This window comes from Rhodococcus sp. NPDC080181, from assembly GCF_040702225.1.
Classification (GTDB): Bacteria; Actinomycetota; Actinomycetes; order Mycobacteriales; family Mycobacteriaceae; genus Rhodococcoides; species Rhodococcoides fascians.
The window spans coordinates 66,886-92,251 of record NZ_JBFBKN010000005.1 but is presented as its reverse complement, the minus strand read 5'-3'; the positions used below and the strand labels follow the sequence as shown (position 1 = coordinate 92,251).

22 protein-coding genes and 1 tRNA gene are annotated in these 25,366 nt (G+C 65.3%); 9 read left to right on the top strand and 14 right to left on the bottom strand.

What is annotated here, in order from left to right; translation table 11 throughout:
* The first annotated feature begins 81 nt into the window (after positions 1-81).
* The 3 genes from mutA to meaB are packed head-to-tail and all read left to right on the top strand — an operon-like array spanning position 82 to position 5,230.
* The gene (gene mutA / locus AB0O58_RS07830) at positions 82-1,962 is read left to right on the top strand and encodes a methylmalonyl-CoA mutase small subunit (protein ID WP_366238087.1); all 1,881 of its coding nucleotides are present in this window, start codon (positions 82-84) and stop codon (positions 1,960-1,962) included.
* Positions 1,959-4,229, top strand: coding sequence for a methylmalonyl-CoA mutase (gene scpA / locus AB0O58_RS07825; protein ID WP_032365779.1), 2,271 nt, complete (start codon positions 1,959-1,961; stop codon positions 4,227-4,229). The genes mutA and scpA overlap by 4 nt, the downstream gene beginning before the upstream one ends.
* Positions 4,230-4,231: 2 nt before the next feature.
* Positions 4,232-5,230: a methylmalonyl Co-A mutase-associated GTPase MeaB gene (meaB, locus tag AB0O58_RS07820; RefSeq protein WP_032365780.1), complete on the top strand. Its 999-nt coding sequence runs from the start codon at positions 4,232-4,234 to the stop codon at positions 5,228-5,230.
* Positions 5,231-5,242: 12 nt separating this feature from the next.
* On the opposite strand, the gene AB0O58_RS07815 is transcribed toward meaB, so the two are convergent.
* Positions 5,243-6,280 (bottom strand): nucleoside hydrolase, encoded by a 1,038-nt coding sequence (locus AB0O58_RS07815; RefSeq protein WP_366238086.1) that lies wholly within the window; start codon positions 6,278-6,280, stop codon positions 5,243-5,245.
* Positions 6,277-6,747, bottom strand: coding sequence for an OsmC family protein (locus tag AB0O58_RS07810; protein WP_032372444.1), 471 nt, complete (start codon positions 6,745-6,747; stop codon positions 6,277-6,279). Before AB0O58_RS07810 ends, AB0O58_RS07815 begins: the two co-directional genes overlap by 4 nt.
* Before the next feature lie 201 nt (positions 6,748-6,948).
* Between AB0O58_RS07810 and proP the strand changes: the two genes are divergently transcribed.
* The gene (gene proP / locus AB0O58_RS07805) at positions 6,949-8,484 is read left to right on the top strand and encodes a glycine betaine/L-proline transporter ProP (protein WP_366238085.1); all 1,536 of its coding nucleotides are present in this window, start codon (positions 6,949-6,951) and stop codon (positions 8,482-8,484) included.
* Here proP and AB0O58_RS07800 read toward each other — a convergent pair.
* From AB0O58_RS07800 to AB0O58_RS07780, 5 genes are all read right to left on the bottom strand, one after another.
* A complete protein-coding gene (locus AB0O58_RS07800) occupies positions 8,473-9,801 on the bottom strand; it encodes a CoA transferase (protein WP_283348091.1) in 1,329 nt (442 codons plus the stop codon). The two genes, proP and AB0O58_RS07800, sit on opposite strands and share 12 nt — an antisense overlap.
* A 5-nt stretch (positions 9,802-9,806) precedes the next feature.
* On the bottom strand, positions 9,807-11,072 hold the full coding sequence (locus AB0O58_RS07795) for a saccharopine dehydrogenase NADP-binding domain-containing protein (RefSeq protein WP_037219349.1): 1,266 nt from the start codon (positions 11,070-11,072) through the stop codon (positions 9,807-9,809).
* Positions 11,073-11,110: 38 nt separating this feature from the next.
* Positions 11,111-12,607, bottom strand: a complete 1,497-nt coding sequence (locus AB0O58_RS07790) for a glutamate-cysteine ligase family protein (protein WP_032372441.1) — start codon at positions 12,605-12,607, stop codon at positions 11,111-11,113.
* A gap of 134 nt (positions 12,608-12,741) precedes the next feature.
* Complete coding sequence (locus tag AB0O58_RS07785) at positions 12,742-14,205, bottom strand: SDR family NAD(P)-dependent oxidoreductase (protein WP_032372440.1); 1,464 nt, start codon at positions 14,203-14,205, stop codon at positions 12,742-12,744.
* A gap of 142 nt (positions 14,206-14,347) precedes the next feature.
* Positions 14,348-14,433: transfer RNA gene (locus AB0O58_RS07780), tRNA-Leu, on the bottom strand.
* Positions 14,434-14,626: 193 nt separating this feature from the next.
* Here AB0O58_RS07780 and AB0O58_RS07775 point away from each other — a divergent pair.
* Both AB0O58_RS07775 and AB0O58_RS07770 read left to right on the top strand, forming a co-directional pair.
* Complete coding sequence (locus AB0O58_RS07775) at positions 14,627-15,985, top strand: M20/M25/M40 family metallo-hydrolase (RefSeq protein ID WP_080729261.1); 1,359 nt, start codon at positions 14,627-14,629, stop codon at positions 15,983-15,985.
* Positions 15,986-16,001: 16 nt separating this feature from the next.
* A complete protein-coding gene (locus tag AB0O58_RS07770) occupies positions 16,002-16,529 on the top strand; it encodes a YbhB/YbcL family Raf kinase inhibitor-like protein (protein ID WP_027497057.1) in 528 nt (175 codons plus the stop codon).
* A 57-nt stretch (positions 16,530-16,586) separates the two neighbouring features.
* On the opposite strand, the gene AB0O58_RS07765 is transcribed toward AB0O58_RS07770, so the two are convergent.
* The 3 genes from AB0O58_RS07765 to AB0O58_RS07755 form a co-directional block, all read right to left on the bottom strand.
* On the bottom strand, positions 16,587-17,657 hold the full coding sequence (locus tag AB0O58_RS07765; protein WP_032372778.1) for a quinone-dependent dihydroorotate dehydrogenase: 1,071 nt from the start codon (positions 17,655-17,657) through the stop codon (positions 16,587-16,589).
* A 92-nt stretch (positions 17,658-17,749) separates the two neighbouring features.
* Positions 17,750-17,989 carry a DUF5703 family protein gene (locus tag AB0O58_RS07760; protein ID WP_027497059.1) on the bottom strand — a complete coding sequence of 80 codons (240 nt, stop codon included), beginning with the start codon at positions 17,987-17,989 and terminating at the stop codon, positions 17,750-17,752.
* A gap of 81 nt (positions 17,990-18,070) precedes the next feature.
* Complete coding sequence (locus AB0O58_RS07755) at positions 18,071-19,096, bottom strand: YncE family protein (protein WP_032365788.1); 1,026 nt, start codon at positions 19,094-19,096, stop codon at positions 18,071-18,073.
* On the opposite strand from AB0O58_RS07755, the gene AB0O58_RS07750 reads away from it, so the two are divergent.
* Complete coding sequence (locus AB0O58_RS07750) at positions 19,095-19,628, top strand: hypothetical protein (RefSeq protein WP_228139215.1); 534 nt, start codon at positions 19,095-19,097, stop codon at positions 19,626-19,628. The two genes, AB0O58_RS07755 and AB0O58_RS07750, sit on opposite strands and share 2 nt — an antisense overlap.
* Positions 19,629-19,649: 21 nt before the next feature.
* Here the strand turns inward: AB0O58_RS07750 and AB0O58_RS07745 are convergent, their stop codons facing one another.
* Genes AB0O58_RS07745 through AB0O58_RS07730 form a run of 4 tightly spaced genes read right to left on the bottom strand, consistent with a single transcriptional unit; the run spans position 19,650 to position 23,546 of the window.
* The gene (locus tag AB0O58_RS07745) at positions 19,650-20,483 is read right to left on the bottom strand and encodes a heme ABC transporter ATP-binding protein (RefSeq protein WP_032372439.1); all 834 of its coding nucleotides are present in this window, start codon (positions 20,481-20,483) and stop codon (positions 19,650-19,652) included.
* Complete coding sequence (locus tag AB0O58_RS07740; RefSeq protein WP_032372438.1) at positions 20,480-21,547, bottom strand: iron ABC transporter permease; 1,068 nt, start codon at positions 21,545-21,547, stop codon at positions 20,480-20,482. The genes AB0O58_RS07745 and AB0O58_RS07740 overlap by 4 nt, the downstream gene beginning before the upstream one ends.
* A complete protein-coding gene (locus AB0O58_RS07735) occupies positions 21,544-22,557 on the bottom strand; it encodes an ABC transporter substrate-binding protein (protein WP_032372437.1) in 1,014 nt (337 codons plus the stop codon). The genes AB0O58_RS07740 and AB0O58_RS07735 overlap by 4 nt, the downstream gene beginning before the upstream one ends.
* 56 nt (positions 22,558-22,613) lie before the next feature.
* Positions 22,614-23,546 carry an aldo/keto reductase gene (locus tag AB0O58_RS07730; protein ID WP_032372436.1) on the bottom strand — a complete coding sequence of 311 codons (933 nt, stop codon included), beginning with the start codon at positions 23,544-23,546 and terminating at the stop codon, positions 22,614-22,616.
* A gap of 235 nt (positions 23,547-23,781) precedes the next feature.
* Between AB0O58_RS07730 and AB0O58_RS07725 the strand changes: the two genes are divergently transcribed.
* Both AB0O58_RS07725 and AB0O58_RS07720 read left to right on the top strand, forming a co-directional pair.
* On the top strand, positions 23,782-24,621 hold the full coding sequence (locus AB0O58_RS07725) for an undecaprenyl-diphosphate phosphatase (protein WP_176457082.1): 840 nt from the start codon (positions 23,782-23,784) through the stop codon (positions 24,619-24,621).
* A 25-nt stretch (positions 24,622-24,646) separates the two neighbouring features.
* On the top strand, positions 24,647-25,366 hold the full coding sequence (locus tag AB0O58_RS07720) for a histidine phosphatase family protein (RefSeq protein ID WP_027497066.1): 720 nt from the start codon (positions 24,647-24,649) through the stop codon (positions 25,364-25,366).

Below are 25,366 nucleotides of genomic sequence, written 5' to 3'. Positions count from 1 at the left end.
ACGATAGCCTGCATGTAGGTGGGGTTAGCATCACTTCAAGTCGGGTGTAGGACTGCCCGCCGAACCGAGGGAGCAGCACACGTGTCCATCGCGTCGCACGAAGATGCCGCACGCAGTGCCCACGCGGCCTGGCAGCAGGCGGTGGCCGGGGTCCTGGCCAAGTCTCGCCGGGTCGATGTGGCCGATCTGCCTGCCGATCCCGAACATCTTCTCGATTCCACGACGTACGACGGAATCACGGTGTCTCCGCTGTACACCGCGTTCGACGAGCGCCCCGAGGGTCCGTTGCCGGGGCAGTTTCCGTACCTGCGGGGGCGTGATCCGCATCGGGACGTCAACGCGGGCTGGAAGGTGTGCATGCGTCACGGTTCCGACGTTCGTGACGGTGTGCCCGCGCTGAACGGTCAGATCCTCGATTCGCTCGCCAACGGCACCACTGCGCTCTGGTTGACGGTGGGGTCGCGTGGGTTGGATCCGTCGGATCTGTCGGAGGCTCTCCGTGGTGTGCTGCTCGAGCTGGCCCCGTTGACGATCGATGCCCGCAGGGATGTTCGCGCGGCAGCGACGGCACTGTTCGACGTTCTCGATGCGGCAGAGATCGACGATCGCGCCGCCGTCGACGTCAGGCTCGGAGTGGACACTCTCACTGCTGCAGTGGCAGGCACGGAATCCATAGCGATGGCCGAGGCACTCGAACTGGCTCGCGCGTGCATCGACCGCGCCGAGTCGATGCGTGCCATCACCGTCGACGGCACCGTGTTCCACAATCTCGGTGCGTCGGATGCGCAGGAACTGGGTGCGTCGATCGCGGCCGGACTCGAGTACGTCCGTTCGATGACCGAGAACGGTGTGGCCGTCTCGGATGCTTTGCGCCAGATCGAGTTTCGATTCGCGGCAACCGACGACCAGTTCCAGACCATTGCCAAGTTTCGCGCTGCTCGCATTCTGTGGGCACGGATTGCGCAGGTGTGCGGTGCGCCCGACGCCGGTGATGCTCCTCAGCATGCGGTGACGTCGGAAGCGATGATGTCGCAGCGCGATCCGTGGGTGAACATGCTGCGTACCACTCTTGCGTCGTTCGGCGCCGGAGTGGGTGGTGCGGATTCGGTGACGGTGCTGCCGTTCGACGCGGCACTGAACGGTGGCGCCGCCGGAGTGTCCAAGACGTTCGCTGCCCGTATCGCGCGAAACACTCAGTTGCTCCTGCTGGAGGAAGCCCATCTGGGTCGGGTTCTGGATCCGGGTTCGGGCTCGTGGTACATCGAGGAACTCACGGCTGCGGTTGCCGCGACGGCGTGGGACTGCTTCCAGACCATCGAAGCGTCGGGCGGATTCGCTGCAGCAACCGCGGACGGTTCGCTGGTCGCCGACATCGAGAAGACCCGTGCAGAGCGCGATTCCGACATCGCGCATCGCATCACTCCGCTGACCGGTGTCAACGAGTTTCCCAATCTGGCCGAGGCCCCCCTGACTCCCGAGCAGACGCAGCCTGCCGGCTCGGCACCCGTGTATCGGTACGGCCGGGCATTCGAGTCGCTCCGAGATCGATCGGATTCTTATCTGGCCCAACATGATTCGCGGCCCCAGGTGCTACTGGTCCCGTTGGGGACCGTCGCCGAGCACAACGTCCGGACGACCTTCGCGTCCAATCTGTTGGCGTCGGGGGGAATCGAAGCGGTCAACCCCGGCCCCCTGGGCGTGGACGCTGTCGCCGGTGCTGTCGAAGCGTCGGGAGCCTCGATCGCTGTGGTGTGCGGAACCGACAAGCGCTACGGCGACGAAGCCGCTACTGCCGTGGATGCTCTGCGTGCGGCTGGGGTCTCGCGGGTCTTGCTCGCCGGCCCGGAAAAGATCTTCGCCGGCGTCGACGGCCCGTCCCGTCCCGACGGATTCCTGACCGCCAAGGTCGACGCCGTCGCCGTGCTGACCGAACTTCTCGACACGCTGGGAGCCTCGAAGTGAGTACCGACGAGAACCGAATCTCGCACACCATCGGCAGTTTCGCCGACGTACCGCTGGTCGATCCCGACGAGCCGACGCCGTCGCCGCCGTCCGCGGAGGACGTGGCCACACACGTGAAGAACGGTGCCAAGGCGAACTTCTACACCCCCGAGCAGGTGGTGTGGTCCACTCCCGAGGGCATCGACGTCAAGCCGGTGTACACCGAGGCAGACCGGGACGCCGCCGAGGCCGAGGGCTACCCGTTGCACAGCTATCCGGGTGCCCCGCCGTTCCTCCGCGGGCCGTATCCCACGATGTACGTCAACCAGCCGTGGACCATTCGTCAGTACGCCGGATTCTCCACCGCGGCCGAGTCCAACGCCTTCTACCGCCGCAACCTCGCGGCCGGGCAGAAAGGCCTGTCGGTGGCGTTCGATCTGGCCACGCACCGGGGCTACGACTCCGATCACCCGCGAGTGCAGGGTGACGTCGGAATGGCCGGTGTGGCAATCGATTCCATTTACGACATGCGTCAGCTGTTCGACGGTATCGACCTCGGTAGCGTCTCGGTGTCGATGACGATGAACGGAGCGGTGCTGCCGATTCTGGCGCTGTACGTCGCCGCCGCGGAGGAGCAGGGCGTCGGGCCGGAGAAACTCGCCGGCACCATCCAGAACGACATCCTCAAAGAGTTCATGGTGCGCAACACCTACATCTATCCGCCGAAGCCGTCGATGCGCATCATCTCGGATATCTTTGCGTACACCAGCGAGAAGATGCCGAAGTACAACTCGATCTCCATCTCCGGCTACCACATCCAAGAAGCCGGTGCCACAGCCGATCTCGAACTCGCCTACACCCTCGCGGACGGTGTCGAGTACATCCGAGCCGGCCTGGATGCCGGCATGGACATCGATACGTTCGCGCCGCGGTTGTCGTTCTTCTGGGCCATCGGAATGAACTTCTTCATGGAGGTTGCCAAGCTCCGCGCCGGGCGGCTTCTGTGGGCCGAGCTCGTCCAACAATTCGAGCCCAAGAGTGCCAAATCCCGTTCCCTGCGCACTCATTCGCAGACGTCGGGTTGGTCGCTGACCGCACAGGACGTGTTCAACAACGTCGCCCGCACCTGTGTCGAAGCCATGGCCGCGACCCAGGGCCATACGCAGTCCCTGCACACCAACGCGCTCGACGAGGCACTGGCGTTGCCGACCGACTTCTCGGCCCGTATCGCCCGCAACACTCAGCTACTCATCGCGCAGGAATCCAACACCGTTCGGCCGATCGATCCGTGGGGCGGGTCGCACTACGTCGAGTGGCTCACCCATCAGCTGGCGAATCGGGCTCGCGCACACATCGCGGAGGTCGAGGAAGCGGGCGGCATGGCGCAGGCCATCGGCGAAGGCATTCCGAAGTTGCGCATCGAGGAGGCGGCGGCTCGTACCCAGGCGCGCATCGACTCCGGGCGCCAACCGCTGGTGGGCGTCAACAAGTACGTGCCCGACGAGCCCGACACCATCGAGGTACTCAAGGTCGAGAACTCGAAGGTGAGAAAAGAACAGATCGAGAAGCTCGAGCGTCTTCGTGCCGAGCGGGACACCGCCGAGGTCGAGGCGGCATTGGCGAACCTGACTCGGGCCGCAGCGTCGGATCAGCCGGGCATGGAGAACAATCTACTGGCTCTCGCCATCGATGCCGCCCGCAAGATGGCCACCGTCGGTGAGATTTCCGACGCCTTGGAGAAGGTCTACGGGCGCCACCAGGCCGAAATCCGGACAATCAGTGGTGTGTACCGCGACGAGGCAGGCAAATCCGAGAACATCACCCGTGCCACCGCGTTGGTCGAACAGTTCGCCGAGGACGAGGGCCGTCGTCCTCGTGTTCTGGTGTGCAAGATGGGGCAGGACGGACACGACCGAGGCCAGAAGGTCATTGCCACGGCGTTCGCCGACATCGGCTTCGACGTCGACGTCGGTCCGTTGTTCCAGACGCCCGAGGAGGTGGCCCGGCAGGCGGCGGACAACGACGTCCATGTCGTCGGAGTGTCGTCGCTGGCGGCGGGCCATCTGACGCTGGTGCCTGCCTTGCGACAGGCCTTGGCCGACGTCGGGCGCGAGGACATCATGATCGTCGTCGGTGGCGTCATCCCCCCGGGCGATTTCGACGAGCTCTACGCGGCGGGTGCCGCGGCGATCTTCCCTCCGGGCACCGTCATCGCCGACGCGGCGATCGGCCTGGTGGAGAAGCTGTCCGTTGCGCTCGGGCATGCACCACGCGAGGCCAACGCCTGAATATGAACTCTCCGAACAAGGGCCGCGTCATCGACATCGATGCGGTGGCCGAGTCGGTCCGAGCGAACGAACGATCCGGCCTCGCGCGGGCGATCACGTTGGTCGAGTCGACCCGCGCGGACCATCGCGACTTGGCGCAGCAGTTGCTCCTCCGGGTACTGCCCGACGCCGGCGGATCGCACCGGGTGGGCATCACCGGGGTTCCGGGGGTCGGGAAGTCGACGTTCATCGATGCGCTCGGAATGCGGTTGATCGAACAGGGCCACCGGGTCGCGGTGCTGGCCGTCGATCCGTCGTCGACGCGGACCGGTGGTTCCATCCTGGGTGACAAGACCCGTATGTCGCGCTTGGCGGTGCAGGAGAACGCATACATCAGGCCGTCGCCGACCTCGGGAACGTTGGGCGGAGTGGCCCGCGCGACTCGAGAGACCATCGTCTTGCTCGAAGCCGCAGGGTTCGACGTGATCCTGGTCGAGACCGTGGGCGTGGGCCAGTCCGAGGTGACCGTCGCGAACATGGTCGACTGCTTCACGTTCCTCACGCTTGCGCGTACCGGGGATCAGTTGCAGGGCATCAAGAAGGGCGTTCTCGAACTCGCAGATCTGGTGGCCGTCAACAAGGCCGACGGCAAGCACGCGACCGACGCGAAGAACGCGGCGCGAGAGTTGGCGGGTGCGCTGCGGCTGATCTATCCGCACGATGCGATCTGGAAGCCCCCGGTGTTGACGATGAGCGCCATCGAAGGCACCGGCCTCGACGAGTTCTGGAACACGGTGCTCCGCCACCAGCAGGTGCTCCGTGACGCAGGCGAGTTCGCCGAGAAGCGTCGCAAGCAGCAGGTGGACTGGACGTGGACGATGGTCAACGATCAGCTACTGCGCCGGTTGGCTCAGAGCCCGTCGGTGAAGGCAATTCGAGACGACGTGGAATCTCGCGTGCGCGACGGGTCGCTCACGGCCGCATTGGCCGCTCAGGAACTACTCGACGCCTTCGATTCCTGACGTCTGCTGTCCCTACTGGGCGGGGTACAGAGTCGCCGCCAGCTCGCCGACGCGTTCGACGAGCTGATCGAAGAACGCCTGAGGATCGGCGTGGGTGGCGATGGCTGCGTTCGGAGGCTTGCACCACATTCCGCGCCAATCCGCCACCGTCGTTCCGCGAGTGAGGGTTCCGACCAGCTCCACGTCCACGGTCGCGTGCCGGTAGGTGGCGATATCCGGTTGCACCGCCACTGCAGCGGCGAACGGATCGTGCATGTGGGCCAGAAAGCCCTGCTCGTGATCGCGATGGAATTCGAAGTAGAAGCGGACCGCGTCCGAGAAATGGCGCACGATCGGGTTCGAGGCCGTCGATCGCGTCCCCGGCGCATCGGTCGACGAGATCAGCTCGGCCGGAACGCTTCCGGCGCGTTCACCGAGAAGGCGAATGTGCTCGGGTGTCATCTCGATGGTCTCGGTGATGTCGAGTGCGCACACGATCGGACGCCGGTCCTCGGGTAGTCCGGAGAAAGCGGCGAAGACCTCCGCTGCAGCCTCGGGGTCCACCGCGATGTTCCACTCGCTCGTCGGCGTCGTGTTGCCCTGATGCTGAAAAGCACCACCCATCAGCACCAATCGCTTCAAAAGCCGAGGCAACTCGGGGTCTCGGCGGACCGCCAGCGCGAGATTGGTCAGCGGACCGGTGACGAGACCGGTGATCTCACCCGGTCGCGAGCGAACCAACTCGATCCACATCGTGGTGGCATCGCGTGCGGACAGGTCCCGACTCGACACCGGCAGCTCCGCATATCCGATGCCCTGCGGTCCGTGAGTGTCCTCGGTGGTCATCAAAGGTGCCACCAACGGCACCTGCGCACCGAGCGACACTTCGATATCGGCCGCGCGGCACAGGTCGAGCCAGGCCAGGTTGTTCGCGGCGACCTGGTTCACCGGCACGTTACCGGCGGTGGACGCTATGCCGAGGATCTCGGCCTCGTCGGTGGCCAACAGGTAGAGCAGTGCGAGCGAGTCGTCGATCCCGGTGTCGACGTCGACGATCATCGGTACGGTCATGCGTTCACCCGAGTCGTCGGGTTGTGGCGGACCGGGAAGTTGACCGATCGGGCGATGAAGCACTTGGCTGCGGCCTCGGCGTGCAGTTCCTCCGCACGGGTCACCATCGAGGACTCGGCGACCGTCACTACCGGAGCCAGGGTCACCTCGACGAACTGCCCCGAGCCGTCGGATTGCTCGGTCATGACCCCGGTGGGGGAGTCGACGTAGTCGGTGACGGTCACGTGCGACGCGGCGGCCAACCCGAGGTACCACAGCATGTGGCAGCTCGACAGCGACGCCACGAGTAGCTCCTCTGGATTCCACCGCTCGGGATTGCCTCGAAAGCTCGGATCGGAACTGGCCGAGAGATCGGGTTTTCCGGGTGCCGTGACCAAATGATCGCGGTCGTATGCGGCTGCATTCGCCGTCCCGTGTCCGAGATTGCCGGTCCAGCTCACGGCCAGGGCGTAGTCATGGGTGGGCATGGGTCCATCGTGCCAGGCCGCCGTCCACCGTCGTCACGCACGCCGAGGAGACCTGTCCGTATTGCGATCAATGCGCCAATTGTCAAGGTAGTGGCCAAGATTCGATCGACCGTCCTCTACCTGGGGGAATATACGCTCGTGCGTGCCGATGTCCGTTTCGGCGTTTGTCTGCTGGTCATTGCGCTCGCTAACGTTGCTGCAATGACGGTTGCGCAAGGTCCAGAATCGCCCGAGTCGTCACCCCAGATCCCGAAATGGGGCCAGCGCCACGTACAGCGTCTGCGGCGTGACGCATTCTTCAAACGTATGCGTCGCAAGCCGGCGATGTCGGAAGAGAGCATCACAGTCGTGGACCAGCCCATGCTCAAGCGGGCCGTGTCTGCAGCGGCACTGGGCAACACGATGGAATGGTTCGACTTCGGTGTGTACGGCTATCTGGCCGCGACACTGGGCAAGGTGTTCTACCCGGACGCGTCACCCGCAGTCCAGTTGCTGTCGACCTTCGCCACGTTCGCGGCCGCGTTCGTAGTACGGCCACTCGGTGGACTCTTCTTCGGCCCTCTCGGCGACCGCATCGGACGCCAGAAGGTCCTGGCCGCCACCATGATCATGATGTCGATCGGTACGTTGGCCGTCGGCCTGATTCCCAGCTACGACTCGATCGGAATCTGGGCTCCCATCCTGCTGCTCGTCGCCCGCCTGGTTCAGGGATTCTCGACCGGTGGTGAATACGGCGGTGCCACGACCTTCATCGCCGAATACTCACCCGACAAAAGACGTGGTTTTCTCGGCAGTTGGCCCGACTTCGGCACTTTCGTCGGATACGCGATGGGGTCCGGATTGGTGACGATTCTCAATGCGGTACTGGGCGACGCCACCATGATCGAATGGGGCTGGCGCATACCGTTCTTCATTGCCGGACCGATGGGCATCATCGGTTTGTACCTGCGCCTCAAGCTCGAGGACACCCCCGCGTTCCGCAAGCAACTCGACGAGCACGACTCCAAGGTCAAGGCGCAGGAGACCGGACGCAGCTCGATCGGAAAGATCTTCACGGTCCATTGGAAAGCACTGCTCATCTGCATGGGAATCGTGTTGCTGTACAACGTCACCAACTACATGGTGACCTCGTACCTGCCCACGTACTTCACCGAGGTCGTCGGTCGCAGCCAGCTCAGCGCCGATCTGTTGGTCCTGTCCGCGATGGTCGTGGTCGTGTCCATCATCGTGGCCGTCGGTCGGCTGACCGACCGAATCGGCCGCAAGCCGGTGTTCGTGTTCGGTGCCATCGGACAGATAGTCCTGGCCATCCCGTGCTTTCTGCTGATTCAGCGCAGCGGATGGATCGGGCCTCTGATTGCGTGCCTGCTGCTGGGAGTGGTGTTGGCGTGCTTCGCCGCACCCAGCGCCTCCACCTTGCCTGCACTGTTCCCGACGCGCGTGCGCTACGCCGCACTGTCGATCGGATTCAACCTGTCGGTGTCGATCTTCGGCGGCACCACACCGCTGGTCACCTCGGCCCTGGTCAGTTCCACCGGCAGCACCATGATCCCGGCCTACTACCTGATCATCAGCGGCGTCATCGGTCTGATCGCCGTCGGTTTCCTCCGCGAGTCGGCTACTCAGCCGCTCGATGGTTCTCCGCCCCAGGTGGATTCGACCGAGGAGGCCAAGGATCTGTACACCGAGGCTTCTGCACTGACCGGGAGTAGCTCCGCAGACCGGTCAGCGCGGTAACCAACCGGCCTCGTCGCTACCCCAGACGTGAGCCGGGTACGCGTAGTCGGAGTAGCAGTCGAACACCGGTCGCGCTGCCGTCACCGAGCCGTGCGTGACCACGCACTCGGGTGGCGGTAGCGCGGCGGGGCCGTGTTCGGGGTCGCGCCCGGGAAGACCGGTCAGCCACGCCGCCGTTGCTGCGAGCGCTACGTCGACCGGTGCCGCAGCGCCCGACCCTTCTACGCGCGCCGCCAGTTCCGAGACGATTCCGGCAGCCAGCAGATAACCGCTCGCATGATCGAGCGCCTGAGCCGGAAGCCGACCGGGCCGACCGTCACGGCCTTCCAGAACAGAGATACCGCTCGCAGCCTGAACGAGGCTGTCGAAGCCCCGCCGCCGCGACCAGGGACCCTCTGTGCCCCATGCGCTGATGCGCCCGTGGACGAGGTCCGCCCGGTGTTCGAGGCCGAAACGATCGAGGGCCCCCGGCCGATACCCGGTGACGAGCACGTCGGCCGAGTCGAGGAGCCCGAGCATCCGATCGAGTCCCTCCGCCGTGTCCAGGTCCAGCAGGGCCGACCGCTTGCCCTGGCCGTTCTCCAGATGCTGCCAGGGCAACTCCGGGTGCCGGGGCGAATCGACACGGAGCACGTCGGCACCGAGAAGTGCGAGAGCGCGCGTAGCGACAGGACCGGCAATCACCCGCGTCAGATCGAGCACCCGGATACCCGCCAACGGGTATTCGGCACCGTGTGGCCAAAGCGACGAAAGCAGCCGGAACGACGGAATGCGCACTCGGGCAGCCGGATCGGCCGCACTTCGTGTAACGACCGGACCGGAGCTCGCGGCAATACCAGCGGGGTGAGCGGACCATTGATCTTCCGTGCGGACCCGCACGGCCAGAGCGCCCGACGCCGCGCACAGCTCTTCGAGCTCGAACCCGGACATTCCACGGAGTCGATCGCCGAACACGTCGATCGACTCCGCCGAGCCGGCGCCACCGAGGCCCACCACACCGAGCAATGCCTCTCGGTGGTGTGGGTAGTTGGCGTGGGTTCTCACCCAACCGTCGGACACCGGGAAGAAGCCGGACAGATCGGCGAAACCCTGCACCGGCTCGCCGTCGATCCGCAACACGGTGTCGCCCATGAACGACGCGGTGATACGCGCCATGGACGCTGTCGGCGTCACCGTCTCGGAATCCGTCGTCACCGATCCCAGCGCGCTTTGCAACTGGGCGACGGCGGTGCCGAGGGCACCGACCGACTCGGCGGCGAGCGCCGCGACCGGAAGTGTCGATGCGAGATATCCAGTCGTGCCCGACGTTCCCTGCACCGCAATCAGTTCCGCTTGGCCCAGATCTCCATACCGGCCGCATTCAGACGGTCCACCAGAACGTCGCCCATGGCCGTCGCGGGAGTGAGAACTCCGCTGGCTTTCGGCAGTGCGTCTCCACCGAGAACCAGCGCGAGTGCGGACTCGGCGAGCATGACCGCCGTCGCCTTGTAGCCGGGGTCGCCGGACGCTTTGACCCGGGCCCGGTATCGCGCCCCGGACGTCGTCAGGGTGTATAGATCGACCGTGAAATGGCCCTTCTCTCGGGCCTTTTCACTGGGGCCGCTACCGGGCTTGGGCAGGATGCGATCGAGCACCTTGCCCGGCAGTACCGTCATGGCCGACACTCCGACGAACAGTCCTGCCGACAGTGCACCGGCGAGCACCGGGCTGACGACGGACGAGCCGACGCTCATCACCTCGCTGTACCGGAACTGCTTTCCGTAGGCCCAGTCTCGAAGTGCATTGGTACGCCGCACGACTCGTGTGTTGTACGAGGCCATCACGAACGGAGCCTTCCACCCGCGCAGGCTCGGATCGATCTTCTTTCCGTCGATGAGCACGGTATCGAGTTGGCGGCCGAGCTGGGGCTCGAGGCTTCGATCGGGGCTCAGCGAATACGGACGGGCCGCGATGCGTCTGGCCCGCTTGTCCTTCTTCATGGCCTCGATCTGACCACGGAGCGAGTCGACGGTACCGCCACTGACCCCGCCCGACATCGAGGTGACCACGAGCGTGGTGTCGGTGAGTTCGCCCGCATTGTCGGCCGTGACGGCCTCGTACAGAGCGTGGACACCGATGTCGGACGGAACCGAGTCGAACCCGCACGAGTGGACGATCCTGGCACCGGTACGTTGTGCGATCTCGTGGTTGGTGTCGATGCTCTCGCGAGCGAAGAGCACCTCGCCGGTGAGGTCGACGTAGTCGGTTCCGGCCTCGGCGCACGCAGTTGCCAGTGGCATGCCGTACTTGGCATACGGGCCGACCGTCGTGATGACGACTCGGGTCGATTCGACCATGGATCGCAGCGCAGCGGTGTCGGCGGCGTCGGCTTCGATGACGGGCCAGTTCTGGGCGGTGGGTCCCAGTTCCTTTCGCGCTGCCTCGATGCGTCCGGTGGACCTGCCTGCCAGCGCGATACGGGTGTCGGCAGGCGCGTGTTCGGCGAGGTACTTCGCCGTCAGCTTTCCTACGAATCCGGTGACGCCGTAGACGACGATGTCGTGGGTGCGGTCGGGGCCTGAGGTGAAATCCGAGTCGGACGTAGTCATGGTTACGACACTAACGCGAACGCCGCCGGCAGCGTCGGCTAGTGGGTCCAGGTGTGCACGGGTTCTCCCGTGTCCATCCTGTCCACGTAATCTCCCAACATCCCCGCGAGAGCCTGCTCCCGAGTATCGCCGGCCCGTTCGCGCGCGACGACGGCGGCTCGCTGCCACCCCGAACCCGACTGCTTGGCCAGGCACCGCGCTTCGATAATGCCGAGATAGCGGTCACGTACGGCAGAGTCGACGCCGTACGCGGCGAGACCGGCCTCGGCCATCGGAAGCAATCGGCGCAGTACCAGCTCCTGCGGACTCACCCAGCCGACCTCGGGCCAGTAGAGCATCGAATCGAACCCGCCGCGCGCCGCGGAGTGCACGTTCTCCTCGGCGGCATCGAACGACATCTGCGACCACAGGGGCCGATCGGCATCCGCGAGAGCCCGTACGGTGCCGTAGTAGAACGCGGCATCGGCGAGGGTGTCGACGACTGTCGGTCCGGCAGGCAGAACGCGGTTCTCGAGCCGGATGTGGTGCCCGTCGCCGGACCGATCGTAAATCGGCCGGTTCCACCGGTACACGGTTCCGTTGTGCATCCGCAGTTCCGACAGCGACGGTGTGTCACCTCGGGCCAGAGCGGCTTTGGGGTCCTCTTCGCTGCTCACCGGGAGCAGGGCGGGGAAGTAGCGCGAGTTCTCCTCGAACAGGTCGAAGATCGAGGTGATCCATCGCTCCCCGAACCACACTCGCGGGCGAACTCCCTGGTTCTTGAGCTCCTGCGGCCTCGTATCGGTGGCCTGCTCGAACAACGGTATGCGGGTCTCGTGCCACAGTGCACGCCCGGCGAGGAACGGCGAGTTCGCGGCGAGCGCGACCTGAACACCCGACAACGCCTGTGCGGCATTCCAATACGACGCGAACTCGTCAGGGGCGACTTGCAGATGCAGTTGGACGGACGTGCAGGCCGCCTCGGGCAGAATCGTGTCGGTCACGATATCGAGGTTCTCGGCGGCCGCAGACCCGGGCAGACGCACGCCCGCGATCTTCAGTTCGATGTCCTCACCACGGGCGGCGAAGATCTGCTGGTTCAGTAGGTCGTATCGCGGATTCGCCGACAGCCACCGATGCTCGAAGTGTTCCTTCGTCAGAGTCGGGAGCATGCCGATCATGGCAAGTCGACTACCCGAGCCACGGGCCCGCTCGTCGGCAGCATTCAGCGATCGCCGCAGATCCGTCTCCAACTCGGCGATCGACGAGCCCCGCAGCGGTCGAGGATCGACGTTGATCTCGATGTTGAACTGGCCCAGCTCGGTCTGATAATCAGGATCGGCGATGGCGTCGAGTACTTCGGCATTGGCCATCGACGGTGCCATGTCCTCGTCTACGAGGTTGAGCTCGATCTCCATGCCGATCTGGGGTTCGCCGACCTGGAACGTCTCGTCGGCCAACATGATGGCCAACGCGTCGAGACAGTCCTGAACCTTCTGCCGAAACTGGTGTCGGTCCTGTCTGGTGAACTTTCGGCGTTCGACATCCTCGCCCATGGTGACCGCCTAACGCTGTGTCTCGGTGCCGTTCGCTCACGCGAGACGGCGTCGTTTCCGAGTATCGCAGCCCGGGGTTGCTCCGGGGCATCCACGTGCAGAATCGCCCGGAGGAACGACCCCGGGGCCGATCGTCACCAGGGCGAGGGCTGGTAATCCTTGAGGAACGAGCCGTACAGATCGATTCCGAGTTCGCCCTGCACGATGGGGTCGTACACCCGCGCAGCACCGTCGACCAGATCCAGCGGCGCGTGGAAGCCCTCGTCGGCCAGCCGCATCTTGGTGGGGTGCGGGCGCTCGTCGGTGATCCATCCGGTGTCGACGGCGGTCATCAGGATGCCGCTCTCCACCATCTCCTTGGCGCTGGTGCGGGTCAGCATGTTCAGTGCCGCCTTGGCCATGTTGGTGTGCGGATGCCCCGGGCCCTTGTATGCCCGACCGAACTGACCCTCCATGGCAGAAACGTTGACCACGTACTTGCGTCGAGCCTGCGACGCCTCCATCGACGCGCGCAGGCGTGAGACGAGGATGAACGGTGCCACGGAATTGCACAGCTGCACTTCGAGCAACTCGACCGGATCGACCTGCTCGACGGTGTGAATCCAGCTGTTGGTCTCGGCGAGGTCGGGCACCAGGCCGCCCGCGTCGATCGCCAGTCCGTTCTCGATGCGCTCCGCTGTCACCGAACCCGCCACCATCGCCAGAGACGCAACGTCGTCTGCGCTCAGAGTCGCCGAGACCTGCTGACCGCCGATCGCCGTGGCCGGCAACGAGCTGGCCAACGACGCAGGGTGGGCGTCGCTGGTCTTGCCGAACGTGATCCGTTCCGGCCCGGCACCGTCGGTCAGTGCCGCGGGCAACGGTTCCGCTTCGGCGTCGGCCAGCGCGCTGTACGAGCCGGGGGAGCGCTTGACCGTCTGCGCAGCGTTGTTGATCAGGATGTCGAGCGGTCCCTCGGCGGCGACCGAATCGGCAAGTGCCACAACCTGAGCGGGGTCTCGTAGATCGATACCGACGACGCGCAGGCGGTGCAACCACTGATCGCTGTCGTCCATCGCAGCGAACCGGCGCACGGCATCGTTGGGAAAACGCGTGGTGATCGTCGTGTGTGCGCCGTCGCGGAGCAGCCGGAGGGCGATGTACATGCCGATCTTCGCCCGACCGCCGGTCAGCAGTGCTCGCCGGCCGGACAGGTCGGTTCGTGCGTTGCGTTTGCCGCGGTTGAGCGCCGCGCACTCGGGACACAGCTGGTGGTAGAACGAATCGACATCGGTGTAGCGCTGCTTGCAGATGTAGCACGGGCGCGCCCTGATCAAGGTGCCCGCGATCTCACCCTCGGCGCGCGAGGTGAGGGACAGACCTGCGGTCTCGTCGTCGATACGATCCGGGGATCCGGTCGCCGTGGCCGCCACGACGGCCCGGTCGGCTGCGCTGACGGCGTTCCGTGCGGCAACGCGTCGAGCACGCTTGAGATCTTTGAACATGGCACCGGACGCCCGCTGGACGGCGATGGAATCCGGATGATTCTTGTCCAGCTCGGCGGCTTGTGCGAGCACCCGCAGACACGTGTCGAGATCGGTGGGGTCGATCGAGTCCATCTTCAGTCTCCTAGCATCGGCCCGGTCGAGCCGTCGACGTGAGAACAACGAAAAAGACCCCGATTCCGAAGAATCAGGGTCAGTTTCGTCTGTCTCAACTCAGATCTTTGAAAATCTTTGTCTGTGAACAACATTCAGACGGTGTCCGAGGGGGGACTTGAACCCCCACGTCCGTTAATAGGACACTAGCACCTCAAGCTAGCGCGTCTGCCATTCCGCCACTCGGACATGTGCGACCGTTGCCGCATATTCTCTTGTTGCTCTCACAGCTGGTCGCTGTGCGCTGCGTAAGATTATCCGACGGGTTCCCGATAACCCAAATCCCCACGTCAGTTCATGCGTCGAGCGGTTTTCGGTGGTGCCCCGACACCTCGGTGATGGTAGGAACGACGATGTGGCAAACGATTCGAACGATCCCGAAGTGAGCAATGCCCGAAGCCGAGGAGAACGCGCTCCCACCGTCGCTCTCGACGAAGTGGTGGAGCTGGTCAGCTCTCTGATCAGGTTCGACACCTCGAACACCGGCGAACTCGACACCACGGTCGGCGAGAAGGAATGCGCCGAATGGGTGGCGAGCAAGCTCGAAGAGGTGGGGTACGAGACCGAGTACGTCGAATCCGGTGCCCCCGGACGCGGCAACGTCTTCGCCTGGCTGCGCGGCGCCGACTCGTCCCGTGGAGCTCTGCTCGTACACGGACACCTCGACGTCGTCCCGGCCGAGCCGGCCGACTGGAGTGTGCACCCGTTCTCCGGAGCCGTCGAAGACGGCTACGTCTGGGGTCGAGGTGCCGTGGACATGAAGGACATGGTCGGGATGGCACTGGCGCTGGCCCGCCAGTTCAAGTCGAACGGCACGGTTCCGCCCCGCGACATCCTGTTCGCGTTCCTCGCCGACGAGGAGGCGGGCGGCAAGTACGGATCGCACTGGCTGGTCGACAACCGACCGGATTTGTTCGAGGGCGTGACGGAGGCAGTCGGCGAAGTCGGCGGGTTCTCTCTGACGGTCGCTCGACCGGACGGCACCGAGAAGCGGCTGTACATGGTCGAAACCGCCGAGAAGAGTCTGGCGTGGATGCGGCTGACCGCGAAGGCGCGGGCCGGACACGGATCGTTCCTGCACGACGACAACGCCGTGACCTACCTGGCCGAGGCCGTGGCGAAACTGGGCAATCACACATTTCCCCTGGTGCTCACCGAGTCGGTATCGCAGTTCTTGCAGGCGGTCTCCGAGGAATCCGGACTCGACTTCGATCCGACGTCACCGGACATCGACGGCACGCTGCTCAAACTCGGCAGCATCGCCCGCATCGTCGGCGCGACCCTGCGTGACACGGCGAACCCCACGATGCTCTCGGCCGGCTACAAGGCCAACGTGATCCCGCAGACCGCGACAGCCGTGGTGGATTGCCGCGTGTTGCCCGGCCGCCAGGCGGCCTTCGAGAAGGAGGTCGACGAACTGATCGGCCCGAATGTCGAACGCGAGTGGATCACCAAGCTCGAACCGTACGAGACCACGTTCGACGGGGATCTCGTCGACGCGATGAACGACGCCGTCCTCGCGCACGACCCCAACGGGCGCACCGTGCCGTACATGTTGTCCGGCGGTACCGACGCAAAGGCGTTCGCGCGCATCGGAATTCGTTGTTTCGGGTTCGCTCCGCTCAAGCTTCCGCCCGAACTCGATTTCGCGGCGTTGTTTCACGGCATCGACGAACGAGTACCCGTGGAGTCGTTGGAGTTCGGCACACAGGTGCTCGAGCACTTCTTGATGCACAGCTGATACGAAAGGAACCATCGTGGCGTACAACCCATACGACTCGCTTCCGGACCTACCGTCCTTCGAGTTGACGTCCGAGGATGTGCAGGACGGCAAGCCCCTGAAGGCCCAGCAGGTCAGCGGAATCATGGGAGCCGGTGGACACGACAACTCCCCGCAGCTGTCCTGGTCCGGATTTCCCGAGGGCACCAAGAGCTTCGCGGTGACGGTCTACGATCCCGACGCACCGACCGCCTCGGGGTTCTGGCATTGGGCCGTGGCGAACATTCCGGTCGAGACGACGTCGCTGGTCTCGGGAGCAGGCGACGACGGTGGAACCGGGGTGCCCAGTACGGCCGTGACGCTGAAGAACGACGCGGGCCTGTTCCGGTACATCGGTGCTGCCCCGCCCGCAGGCCACGGCCCACACCGCTACTTCATCGCGGTGCACGCCGTGGACGTCGATCGGCTCGAGGTCGACGAGACGGCGACCCCGGCGTACCTCGGGTTCAACCTGTTCTCGCACGCCATCGGACGTGCAGTGATCACGGGCACCTACGAGGCCTGATCGCGATCCCGTCGTGCGCGTTGTGCGGAGCGCGAGCTCCGCACAACGCGCACGCTGTCACATTTTGTTCTCCGAACCCACTGCGTCGGCCAGACGAGCGAATCCGTGCTGCTCGAGTCGGGACAGCAGACCACGGTTGATGTTCCTGATCCACAGCGGTCCGCCGTAGATGAACCCGGTGTATCCCTGCACCAGGGACGCACCGGCAACGATGCGCTCCCAGGCCTGCTCTTCCGTTTCGATTCCTCCCACCGAGATCAGCGTCAGCTGAGTCCCGACCCGGCGGTAGAGGCGCCGGATGACGTCCAGCGAGCGAGCCTGCAGTGGAGCACCGGACAGCCCGCCTGCACCGATGGCCGCGACCGCCTCGGCGTCGGTACGGAGTCCCTCGCGAGAGACAGTCGTGTTGGTCGCCACGATGCCGTCGAGGCCCAGTTCGACAGCCAGATCAGCGACGGCGTCGATGTCCTCGTCGGACAGGTCCGGCGCAATCTTGACTAGAACCGGTACCGACACCACCGACTGCACGGCAACCAGAATCGGCCGCAACGACTCGACGGCCTGCAGATCCCGTAGACCCGGCGTGTTGGGGGAGCTGACATTGACGACGACAAAATCTGCCAGAGGGCCTAGCAAGCGGGCGCTGGTGGTGTAATCGGCGGCGGCATCCGCCGGCTCGACGATCTTCGTCTTGCCGATGTTCGCACCGATGGGAATCCGCGTTCTGCGCGACCGCAGTTTCGCGGCCGCGTACTCCGCACCGTGGTTGTTGAAGCCCATCCGATTGATGATCGCGCGGTCGAGAGGCAGCCGGAACAGACGAGGCGTCGGGTTGCCGGGTTGCCCCTGCGCAGTCACGGTGCCGATCTCGGCGAACCCGAACCCCAGCGGGGCCCACGCATCGATGCCATCGGCATTCTTGTCGAACCCGGCCGCAAGCCCGAGGGGTGCCGGAAATTCGATTCCGAATGCCGTCGAACGCAACCGCGGATCGTCGACGACGAACAGTGCACTTGCCAGCTTGCGAAGCGGAGGAAGCGCCGCAACAGCCCTGAGAACACCGAACGCGAGGTGATGAATCCTCTCCGGTGATACGAGGAACATCAGGCGCAACAGGACGCGGTACAGACGGTCTCCCACGGTCTTCTTTCCGGTCGGTACTTCAGGGTCGGTACTTCAGGGTCGTTGTTCGGGGTCGATCGATGCTGTCGTCGAGCCGTTCAGATTCCGGGCTCCGGCACATGATGGGCGGTTTTCTTGCGCTTGAGCAACACGCGGCGACTTCCGTCGGTGTACAGACGTACCCGAGACAGCTCCCAGCCGCCGAATTCGGCCTGAATCGCGAGCCGCATCGATGCGGTCACGCGAGTGACGTCCGGTGGCAACCGGAGAGGGACGTACTCCCAGTCGTCGGACGGGGACACCTCCCACCCGACGGGCATCTTCGCTCGGCCCGGCATCGAATTCTCGTGTGCGTTCACGTGCCTCCACCATTCTCGAGGGTCGTTCCTGCGGGTACCGTCTCCTGCCGATTCAGCAGGTCAACGGCCCGCGGCGGGGATGCGCTGCAGCCCGTCCCCGGTCGCCGATCCCACGTACAGATCGCCGGTATCCGCGTCGACGGCAACCGAGTTCGGCTGTCGCACAGTGGGCAACCGTTGCGCCTCGACCGGAATTCCGGTGTCGAGTGTGTACCCGACCACCTCGTTGCGAGCAGGCAAGGTGACCCATGCAATACCGGATTGTTCATCGTAGGCGATCGCCCAGGGCGCGGACCCGACCGGAAACCGTTGCCGCATCAGCAGATCGTGCGAGGTGAAGACCAGCAGCTCGGTGCCGGTCGAGTCGGTGACCAGAAGTCGTCCGTACTCGTCGCTGGTCATCTCGGCGGCGCCTTCGCCGGCGCGCAGGGCCACACCGAGGGTGTCGTCGTCGAGGTTCAGATCGGTGATCGAGGTCTGGCGGCGATCGAGTACCGAGACACCGTCCGGTGTGCTGGCCAACGCGTCGGCCGAGGTCACGCCCGGTCCTGAGACCGTGCTCGTCACCTGTCCGGCGGCGTCGAGAATGCGGATACGCCCGGTGGCGTCACCCACCGCCGTGGTGCCGTCGGGTAGATCGGCAGCCGACAGAGTCCGGCCTTCGACCGGAGTATCGGTGCGCTGAGCGTCTGCCACGGTGATCCTCGAGAGAACTCCGTCCATCGGAACCAAGACACTCGAGTCGCGTCCGGCGACCAGCTCTGCAGCGGATCCGCCCAGATCCACCACGCGGGGCTCGCTCGACGCCTCCCCGTCCACCAGGCTCACGGTGGTCGACGCGTCGGTCAGGGCAACCAGAGTGCGCGTTGCAGAATCGAAAGTCAGTGCGTCCACTGGAGCGAAGGCGCGGACGACTCCGGCCGGAGCCACTGCAGTCGCGGGGGACAAGGCAGGCGGCTGCGGCTCGACGGAGATCTCGTCGGCGTTCTCGTCCTCGCTCGAGCAGCCACCCAAACCGACGAGTGTGACGACGGCGAGCGCGGACGCCACTGCCGTCCTGGCCGTACGTGCCGACGGTGTTCGCATGGAACCGAACCTACTTCCTGTGGTGACTGCCCCTGGTAAGGCGCTGCCACATCTGTACCAGCGCGCGTCGACCTCGGCGAAATCGACAGCCCGGGACTCGGTGCCGTTCGTCGGGGGCGCGGAGACGGTAGCGTGTTCGATCGGCATCGAATTCGTGAACGAGCACGACATGGGAGCGGATGTGGGATCCGAAGGAACGCACTTCGTGGTGGAGGAAGTGAATGCGGGTACGCACGCCAACGGCTTCGGCAGAACAGACGACGGACGCGCGTTCGCGTTCAGAGTGCAGCGCAGCACGCTCTACGTGAAGATCTATCGGGCCGATGTCGTGTCGGCCGTGCCGGATCGAACCGAAGTGGACGCCGTCGCCGAGCACTCGGTCACCGAGATCGATCTGACCGACGAACGCAGCATCATCGGGGTGGTTCGTGACGCAGTCGCTCACGCTCAGCAGCTGTCGGATGTGTCACTGCGAGACACGGCAGTCCGGGCCTTCTTCAATCGCGTCAACTCTGCGCTCGAGGGTTTCTGAACCCTGGTCGTTCCGCAGGCTTCACTCCTGACCCCGCTTCGGGATCACCAGTTGCTCACCGGTGACGGGGTGGTCGAAGACATCGACCGGGTGTCGGTAGATCCGGCCGAGCCGCTCGGCGGTGAGAACCTCCCGGGGCGGTCCCGTAGCCACCAGCTCGCCTGCGTCGAGAATCGCGACCCGATCGGCGTAGGCCGCAGCAAGCCCCAGATCGTGCAGTACGACAACCACGGCACGACCGGACGTGGCCAGTGAACGCACCACGGACATCACCGACTCCTGGTGTCCAACATCGAGCGCCGCGGTGGGTTCGTCGAGCATGATCGTGGCGGTGCGCTGTGCCATGACACGGGCCAACGCGACTCGGGACTGCTCGCCGCCGGACAGGGAACCGAACGGACGTCCGGCGAATTCGGACACGTCGCAGGCGGCCATGGCGGCGGCCACCTGCGCGTCGTCCTCGCGTACCGCCGACGTTCCGGTCCACGGAGCTCGGCCCATCCGCACGATCTGCTCGGCGGTGAATGCGAACCCGATCGCGTGCTGTTGCGGGAGCACGGCGCGTCGTCGCGCGAGGTCGACCGGCCGGAAGCGGGACAGTGCTCTCTCGCCGAGCAGTACCGATCCGGAACTGGGCTCGGTGTCTCCGGACAGGACCGACAGCAACGTGGACTTACCCGCCCCGTTCGGGCCCACGAGAGCAAGAATCTCTCCGACGACGACCTCGAGATACACGTCGTTCAGAACGGCCCGGTCACCGCGGTGTGCGCCGACCCCCACGGCGACCAGGGTGCGTGAACCCGGTGTCGGGTCGGCAGGAATGTCGGAACGGTGTCCACCGAATTTCCCGATCATGCCCAGCCGCCCTGACGAGCCCGGGTGCGGCGCAGCAGCCAGAAGAAGAACGGTGCGCCCGCCAACGAGGTCACCATCCCGAGCGGAAGGTCGACGTTCGCCACGAGCGTCCGCGTGACGAGATCGGCCCCGAGGAGGACCACGCCTCCCGCGAGTGCGCTGGCAGGGATGAGTACCCGGTGCGCCGGACCGAGCACCATGCGCATGGCGTGGGGCACCACCAGACCCACGAACAGGATGATCCCGGTGAACGCCACGCCGGACGCGACGAGCACTGCGACGACCACGATGGCGAACTGTCGCAGGCGCTCGACGTTCACGCCGAGATGGCGCGCCACGTTCTCACCGAGTGCGAGCAGGTCCAGTCGGCGGGCGATCATCGACGACGCTCCGATCCCGACCAAGGCCAGCGGACCGACCACCGCGACCGACTGCCACGTGGCACCGGCAAGGGATCCCAACTGCCAGAAGACGATCTGGTCGCGAGCGGCCGGGCTGGCGACGAACGTGAAGAACGCGATCACGCCGCCGGCGAACGCATTGACGGCGACTCCGGTGAGGATGAGGGTCACCACCTCGGTTCGGCCGGCATTGCGAGCCAGGAAGTAGACCGCAATCGTGGTGACGAGTCCGCCCACGAAGGCTGCGAGCGCAACGGTCCAGACCCCGGCAAAGCTGCCGCCCAGGACGAAGACCGAGCTCGCACCGACAGCCGCGCCCGACGACACGCCGACGACACCGGGTTCGGCGAGAGGGTTGGCGAACACACCCTGGAGCAGTGCACCCGCGCATCCCAGACAGGCGCCGACGAGCATCGCGAGGGTCAGCCGCGGAAACCGGACCTGCCAGAGGGTCACCTCGCCGCTGGGATGAGCGGGCATCGGGCCGATGTCGAGGCCCACCCGATGCGTCAGACTCCCCAACACTTCCGCCGGAGTCGTCGGTACCTGCCCGACGACCGCCGACACCAAGGCCAGGACCATCAGCGCGACCGCCAGCGCGACGAACGTCGAGACCACTCGCGTCGTACCCGATCGCGACCGTGCAGACGACACGTCGCTCATGAGGCAGGTTCGTAGACGGCCTTCGACAATGCAGCCAGCACCTTTCCGGTGTTCGGACCGAAACTGAGAACGGTGCCGTCGTCCATGTCGACCACCCGACGCTGCTGGCCGGCGGGCGTCTGCGCGATACCGGGTATCTGCTCGAGCCCGTCGATCCCGCCGATCGATTGCAGCCCCTTGGTCATCATGAGAATCACGTCGGGTGCCGCAGCGATGAGTGCCTCACTGGTCACCGGGACGAACTGTTCGGTCAGACCCGATTCGACCCCTGCATCCCGAGCACCGATCGCCTCGATGAGAGCGTCCGCTCCGGAACCCGGACCGGCGAGCATCTTGATCGCCGGTCCACGCATGTACAAGAACGCAACCTTCAGCGGCTCGTCGGATCGGGGCGCGTTCTGTGTCGCGGCGGCAATCTCTTCGGTTGCCCGTTGCGCCAGTGCGGAACCGGCGTCGGGAACCCCGAGAGCCCCCGCGACAGCGTCGATCTGTCCTGCTACCCCGGCCAGAGTTCGAGCGGGGTCGAAGTAGACGACCGGAATTCCCGCGGCCCGAATCTGATCCTGGACAGCGCGCGGGCCGATACTGGTGTCGGTCAGGACGACCGTCGGCGACAGCGCGAGAATGCCTTCGGCACTGAGCGAGTGGCCGGTAGGGGTGACGTCGGGTACGTCTGCTGCCGCGGGAAACGACGCCGAGGTGTCGCGCCCGACGAGATTGTCACCGAGTCCGAGCGCGAACACCGTTTCGGCGAGGGTGCCGTACTGGTCGGCCGCCACGATCCTGCTGTTGTCCGAAATGGTGACGGGCACGCCGTCGAAACCGGTGACGGTGACCGGGAGTTCGGCAACCGGATCGACAGCGATGGGCGTCGGATCAGGGTCGTCGACGACGGCGGTGCGGGGGCCGATCGTGCCGGAGTCCGGGGCCGCGGAGTTGTTCACCGAACACGACACCAGCAGTCCGGCCGTCAGCAGCGCGGCGGCGAGGCGTTTGACGATCACGACCATAGGTTAGCCTGCCCGACCTTCGGTTGACCTCACCCCAGGCCGAGCAGCACCTGCGATCAACCGCTGACGTCGTCCAGGGCCGACGTGATGGCAGCCGGCAGTTCGAGCTCCTCGGCCATCAGAGCACCCATCAACTGGGCCAGATCGCGGGCACCGACGATCGCACTGCTCACCCCGGGACGATCACGAGCCCACGCAAGTGCGACGACCAGGGGAGAGGTGGCAAGGCCATCGGCGGCCGTGACCGCCGCATCGACGACGCCTACCGCCGAATCGGTCAGATATGCATTCACCGCGTCGGCGTGTAGCTCGTCGGCCCCGCGAGAATCGGCCGGAATCCCGTTGCGGTACTTACCCGTCAGGACCCCACCGGCCAGTGGAACCGCCGCGAGGATTCCGATGCCGTGGTGAACAGCGGCGGGAACCAGTTCGTCCTCGATCCCGCGGGCCAACAGTGAGTACTCCGCCTGCGTCGACACGATCCGTCCGACACCGGCCGAACCCGCAGCCGTAGCCAACTGCCAGCCCAGATACCCGCGGGCACCGGTGTAGCGAACCCGTCCACTCGAGACGGCGTAGTCGAGTGTCGCCGCCACCTCGTCGACCGGGGTCATCGGATCCCACGTGGCTACCTGCCACAGGTCGAGATAGTCGGTACCGAGCTCACGCAGCGTTGCGTCCAACTGACCGAGCAGTCCGCGCCTCGAGCAATCGACGTGATACCGGCCGTACCGCGAACCGACCCCCGCGGCACTGCTGATCACCAAGTCCTGCCGAGGAACCACATCGTCGAGCAACTCCGCGAGTACTCGCTGAGCTCGACCGTCGCCGTACGCCGGAGACGTATCGACCAAGGTGCCGCCCGCCTCGGCGAACGCCGACAACTGCGCCGCAGCGTCGTCCCCATCGGTCCCGCTGCCCCACCCGAGAGTGCCGAGGCCGAGCCTCGACACCCGAAGTCCGCTGGTGCCGACCGATCTCTGCTTCATATGTGCCGAATGTCCTTTTGCCTGTGATCGTCGGGTTCGTACTGGCCTGCCGCCAGTGCACAGTAGTGCGCCGCGCCGCTCGGTGTGAAAGTGCCGCGCCGCTTCGCTGTGCTCGGTGCGCAAGTGCCGCGCCGGGTACGGTCGTCCCCGTGAATCGCGAATCCAGGGGGCGGGCACTCGTCCACGCGCCGGCAACAATCGAATCGTCCGCTTCGACGCTGGGACGGGGCGCCGCATGATCGACATGACGTGGCTGCAGGCGATCATCCTCGGCGCAGTCCAGGGACTGACGGAATTCCTTCCCATTTCCTCTTCCGGTCATCTGCGAATCGTGTCGGGGGTGTTCTGGAACGAGGACGCCGGCGCGTCGTTCACCGCGGTGACGCAGCTGGGTACCGAAGCCGCTGTTTTGCTCTTCTTCTGGCGTGACATCGTCAGAATCATCAAGGCCTGGTTCGTCGGATTGCGCAGGAAAGAAGAACGGGGTCTCGATTACCGCATGGGGTGGTACGTGATCATCGCCACCATCCCGATCGGCATTCTGGGTCTGTTGTTCAAGGATCAGATCCGCACCGGTGCGCGCAATCTGTATCTCATCGCGTTCATGCTGATCGCTTTCGCCGTGGTAATCGCCGTCGCGGAGAGGCTGGGTCGCAAGGAACGGCCGATCGAGAAACTCACCACCAGGGACGGCATCGTCATGGGCCTCGCTCAATGCCTGGCGCTGATTCCCGGAGTGTCCCGCTCCGGAGCCACCACCAGCGCCGGCCTGTTTCTCGGACTCGAACGCGAAGCTGCAGTGCGCTTTTCGTTCCTGCTTGCCATCCCGGCCGTCACGGCGTCCGGCTTGTTCTCGCTGCCCGACGCCTTCGAGCCGGTCGGCTCCGGCCTCGCCGCGTCGGGACCACAGCTGCTGGTGGCCACGATCATCGCGTTCGGCCTGGGTTATGCCTCGATCGCCTGGCTGCTCAAGTTCGTCGCGAACCATTCGCTGTACTGGTTCGTCGGTTACCGCATCGTGCTCGGTGTGGTTGTGCTGGGTCTGCTGGCCGGCGGGGTTGTCTCGGCTACGTGAACCGTTCCTCGTTAGGCTCGGAGCAATGACAGTCATCTTGCTTCGCCATGGACGTTCGACGTCGAACACTGCGGGCACGCTCGCAGGTCGGAGCGAAGGGGTGGAGCTCGACGACCGGGGCCGAGAGCAGGCACAGGCGGTTGCCGAACGGCTGGGGGTCCTCCCGGTCGTGGAGATCGTGCGCTCTCCGTTGTTGCGGTGCGAGCAGACCGTGGAACCGCTGGCCACTCGGTTGGGGCTGACTCCGATGGTCGAGGACAGGATCGTCGAGGTCGACTACGGACAATGGACCGGTCGAACCATCAAGGAGCTGCTGGCCGAGCCGCTGTGGAAGGTCGTTCAGCAGCATCCGTCCGCGGCGGTGTTCCCCGAAGGCGAAGGCTTGGCTACGGTGCAGCAACGCGCGGTCCAGGCGATACGGGAGCACGATGCGCGGCTGGCCGCCCACCACGGCCGGGATGTGCTGTGGGTGGCCTGCTCTCACGGGGATGTGATCAAGTCGGTGCTGTCCGATGCGATGGGTGCCCATCTCGATTCTTTCCAGCGGATCGTTGCCGATCCGGCGTCGATCAGCGTCGTGCGCTACACCTCGACTCGGCCGTTCGTGTTGCGGACCAACGACACCGGATCCGACTTGAGCGTGTTCGTGCCGAAGGCGGAAGAGCCGACGTCCGACGAAGCAGGCGCGAAACCCGACGTTGCAGACTCGTCCGATGCAGTGGTGGGCGGCGGCGCGGGCACCTAG

Excerpts from the sequence above, each read along its gene's own strand:
- meaB (WP_032365780.1), top strand. The coding sequence starts at position 4,232 with ATGAACTCTCCGAACAAGGGCCGCGTCATCGACATCGATGCGGTGGCC.
- AB0O58_RS07815 (WP_366238086.1), bottom strand. The coding sequence starts at position 6,280 with ATGACCGTACCGATGATCGTCGACGTCGACACCGGGATCGACGACTCG.
- AB0O58_RS07810 (WP_032372444.1), bottom strand. The coding sequence starts at position 6,747 with ATGCCCACCCATGACTACGCCCTGGCCGTGAGCTGGACCGGCAATCTC.
- proP (WP_366238085.1), top strand. The coding sequence starts at position 6,949 with ATGACGGTTGCGCAAGGTCCAGAATCGCCCGAGTCGTCACCCCAGATC.
- AB0O58_RS07795 (WP_037219349.1), bottom strand. The coding sequence starts at position 11,072 with ATGACTACGTCCGACTCGGATTTCACCTCAGGCCCCGACCGCACCCAC.
- AB0O58_RS07790 (WP_032372441.1), bottom strand. The coding sequence starts at position 12,607 with ATGGGCGAGGATGTCGAACGCCGAAAGTTCACCAGACAGGACCGACAC.
- AB0O58_RS07785 (WP_032372440.1), bottom strand. The coding sequence starts at position 14,205 with ATGGACTCGATCGACCCCACCGATCTCGACACGTGTCTGCGGGTGCTC.
- AB0O58_RS07760 (WP_027497059.1), bottom strand. The coding sequence starts at position 17,989 with ATGCCGGGCCGAGCGAAGATGCCCGTCGGGTGGGAGGTGTCCCCGTCC.
- AB0O58_RS07750 (WP_228139215.1), top strand. The coding sequence starts at position 19,095 with ATGGAACCGAACCTACTTCCTGTGGTGACTGCCCCTGGTAAGGCGCTG.
- AB0O58_RS07755 (WP_032365788.1), bottom strand. The coding sequence starts at position 19,096 with ATGCGAACACCGTCGGCACGTACGGCCAGGACGGCAGTGGCGTCCGCG.
- AB0O58_RS07745 (WP_032372439.1), bottom strand. The coding sequence starts at position 20,483 with ATGATCGGGAAATTCGGTGGACACCGTTCCGACATTCCTGCCGACCCG.
- AB0O58_RS07740 (WP_032372438.1), bottom strand. The coding sequence starts at position 21,547 with ATGAGCGACGTGTCGTCTGCACGGTCGCGATCGGGTACGACGCGAGTG.
- AB0O58_RS07735 (WP_032372437.1), bottom strand. The coding sequence starts at position 22,557 with ATGGTCGTGATCGTCAAACGCCTCGCCGCCGCGCTGCTGACGGCCGGA.
- AB0O58_RS07730 (WP_032372436.1), bottom strand. The coding sequence starts at position 23,546 with ATGAAGCAGAGATCGGTCGGCACCAGCGGACTTCGGGTGTCGAGGCTC.
- AB0O58_RS07725 (WP_176457082.1), top strand. The coding sequence starts at position 23,782 with ATGATCGACATGACGTGGCTGCAGGCGATCATCCTCGGCGCAGTCCAG.
- AB0O58_RS07720 (WP_027497066.1), top strand. The coding sequence starts at position 24,647 with ATGACAGTCATCTTGCTTCGCCATGGACGTTCGACGTCGAACACTGCG.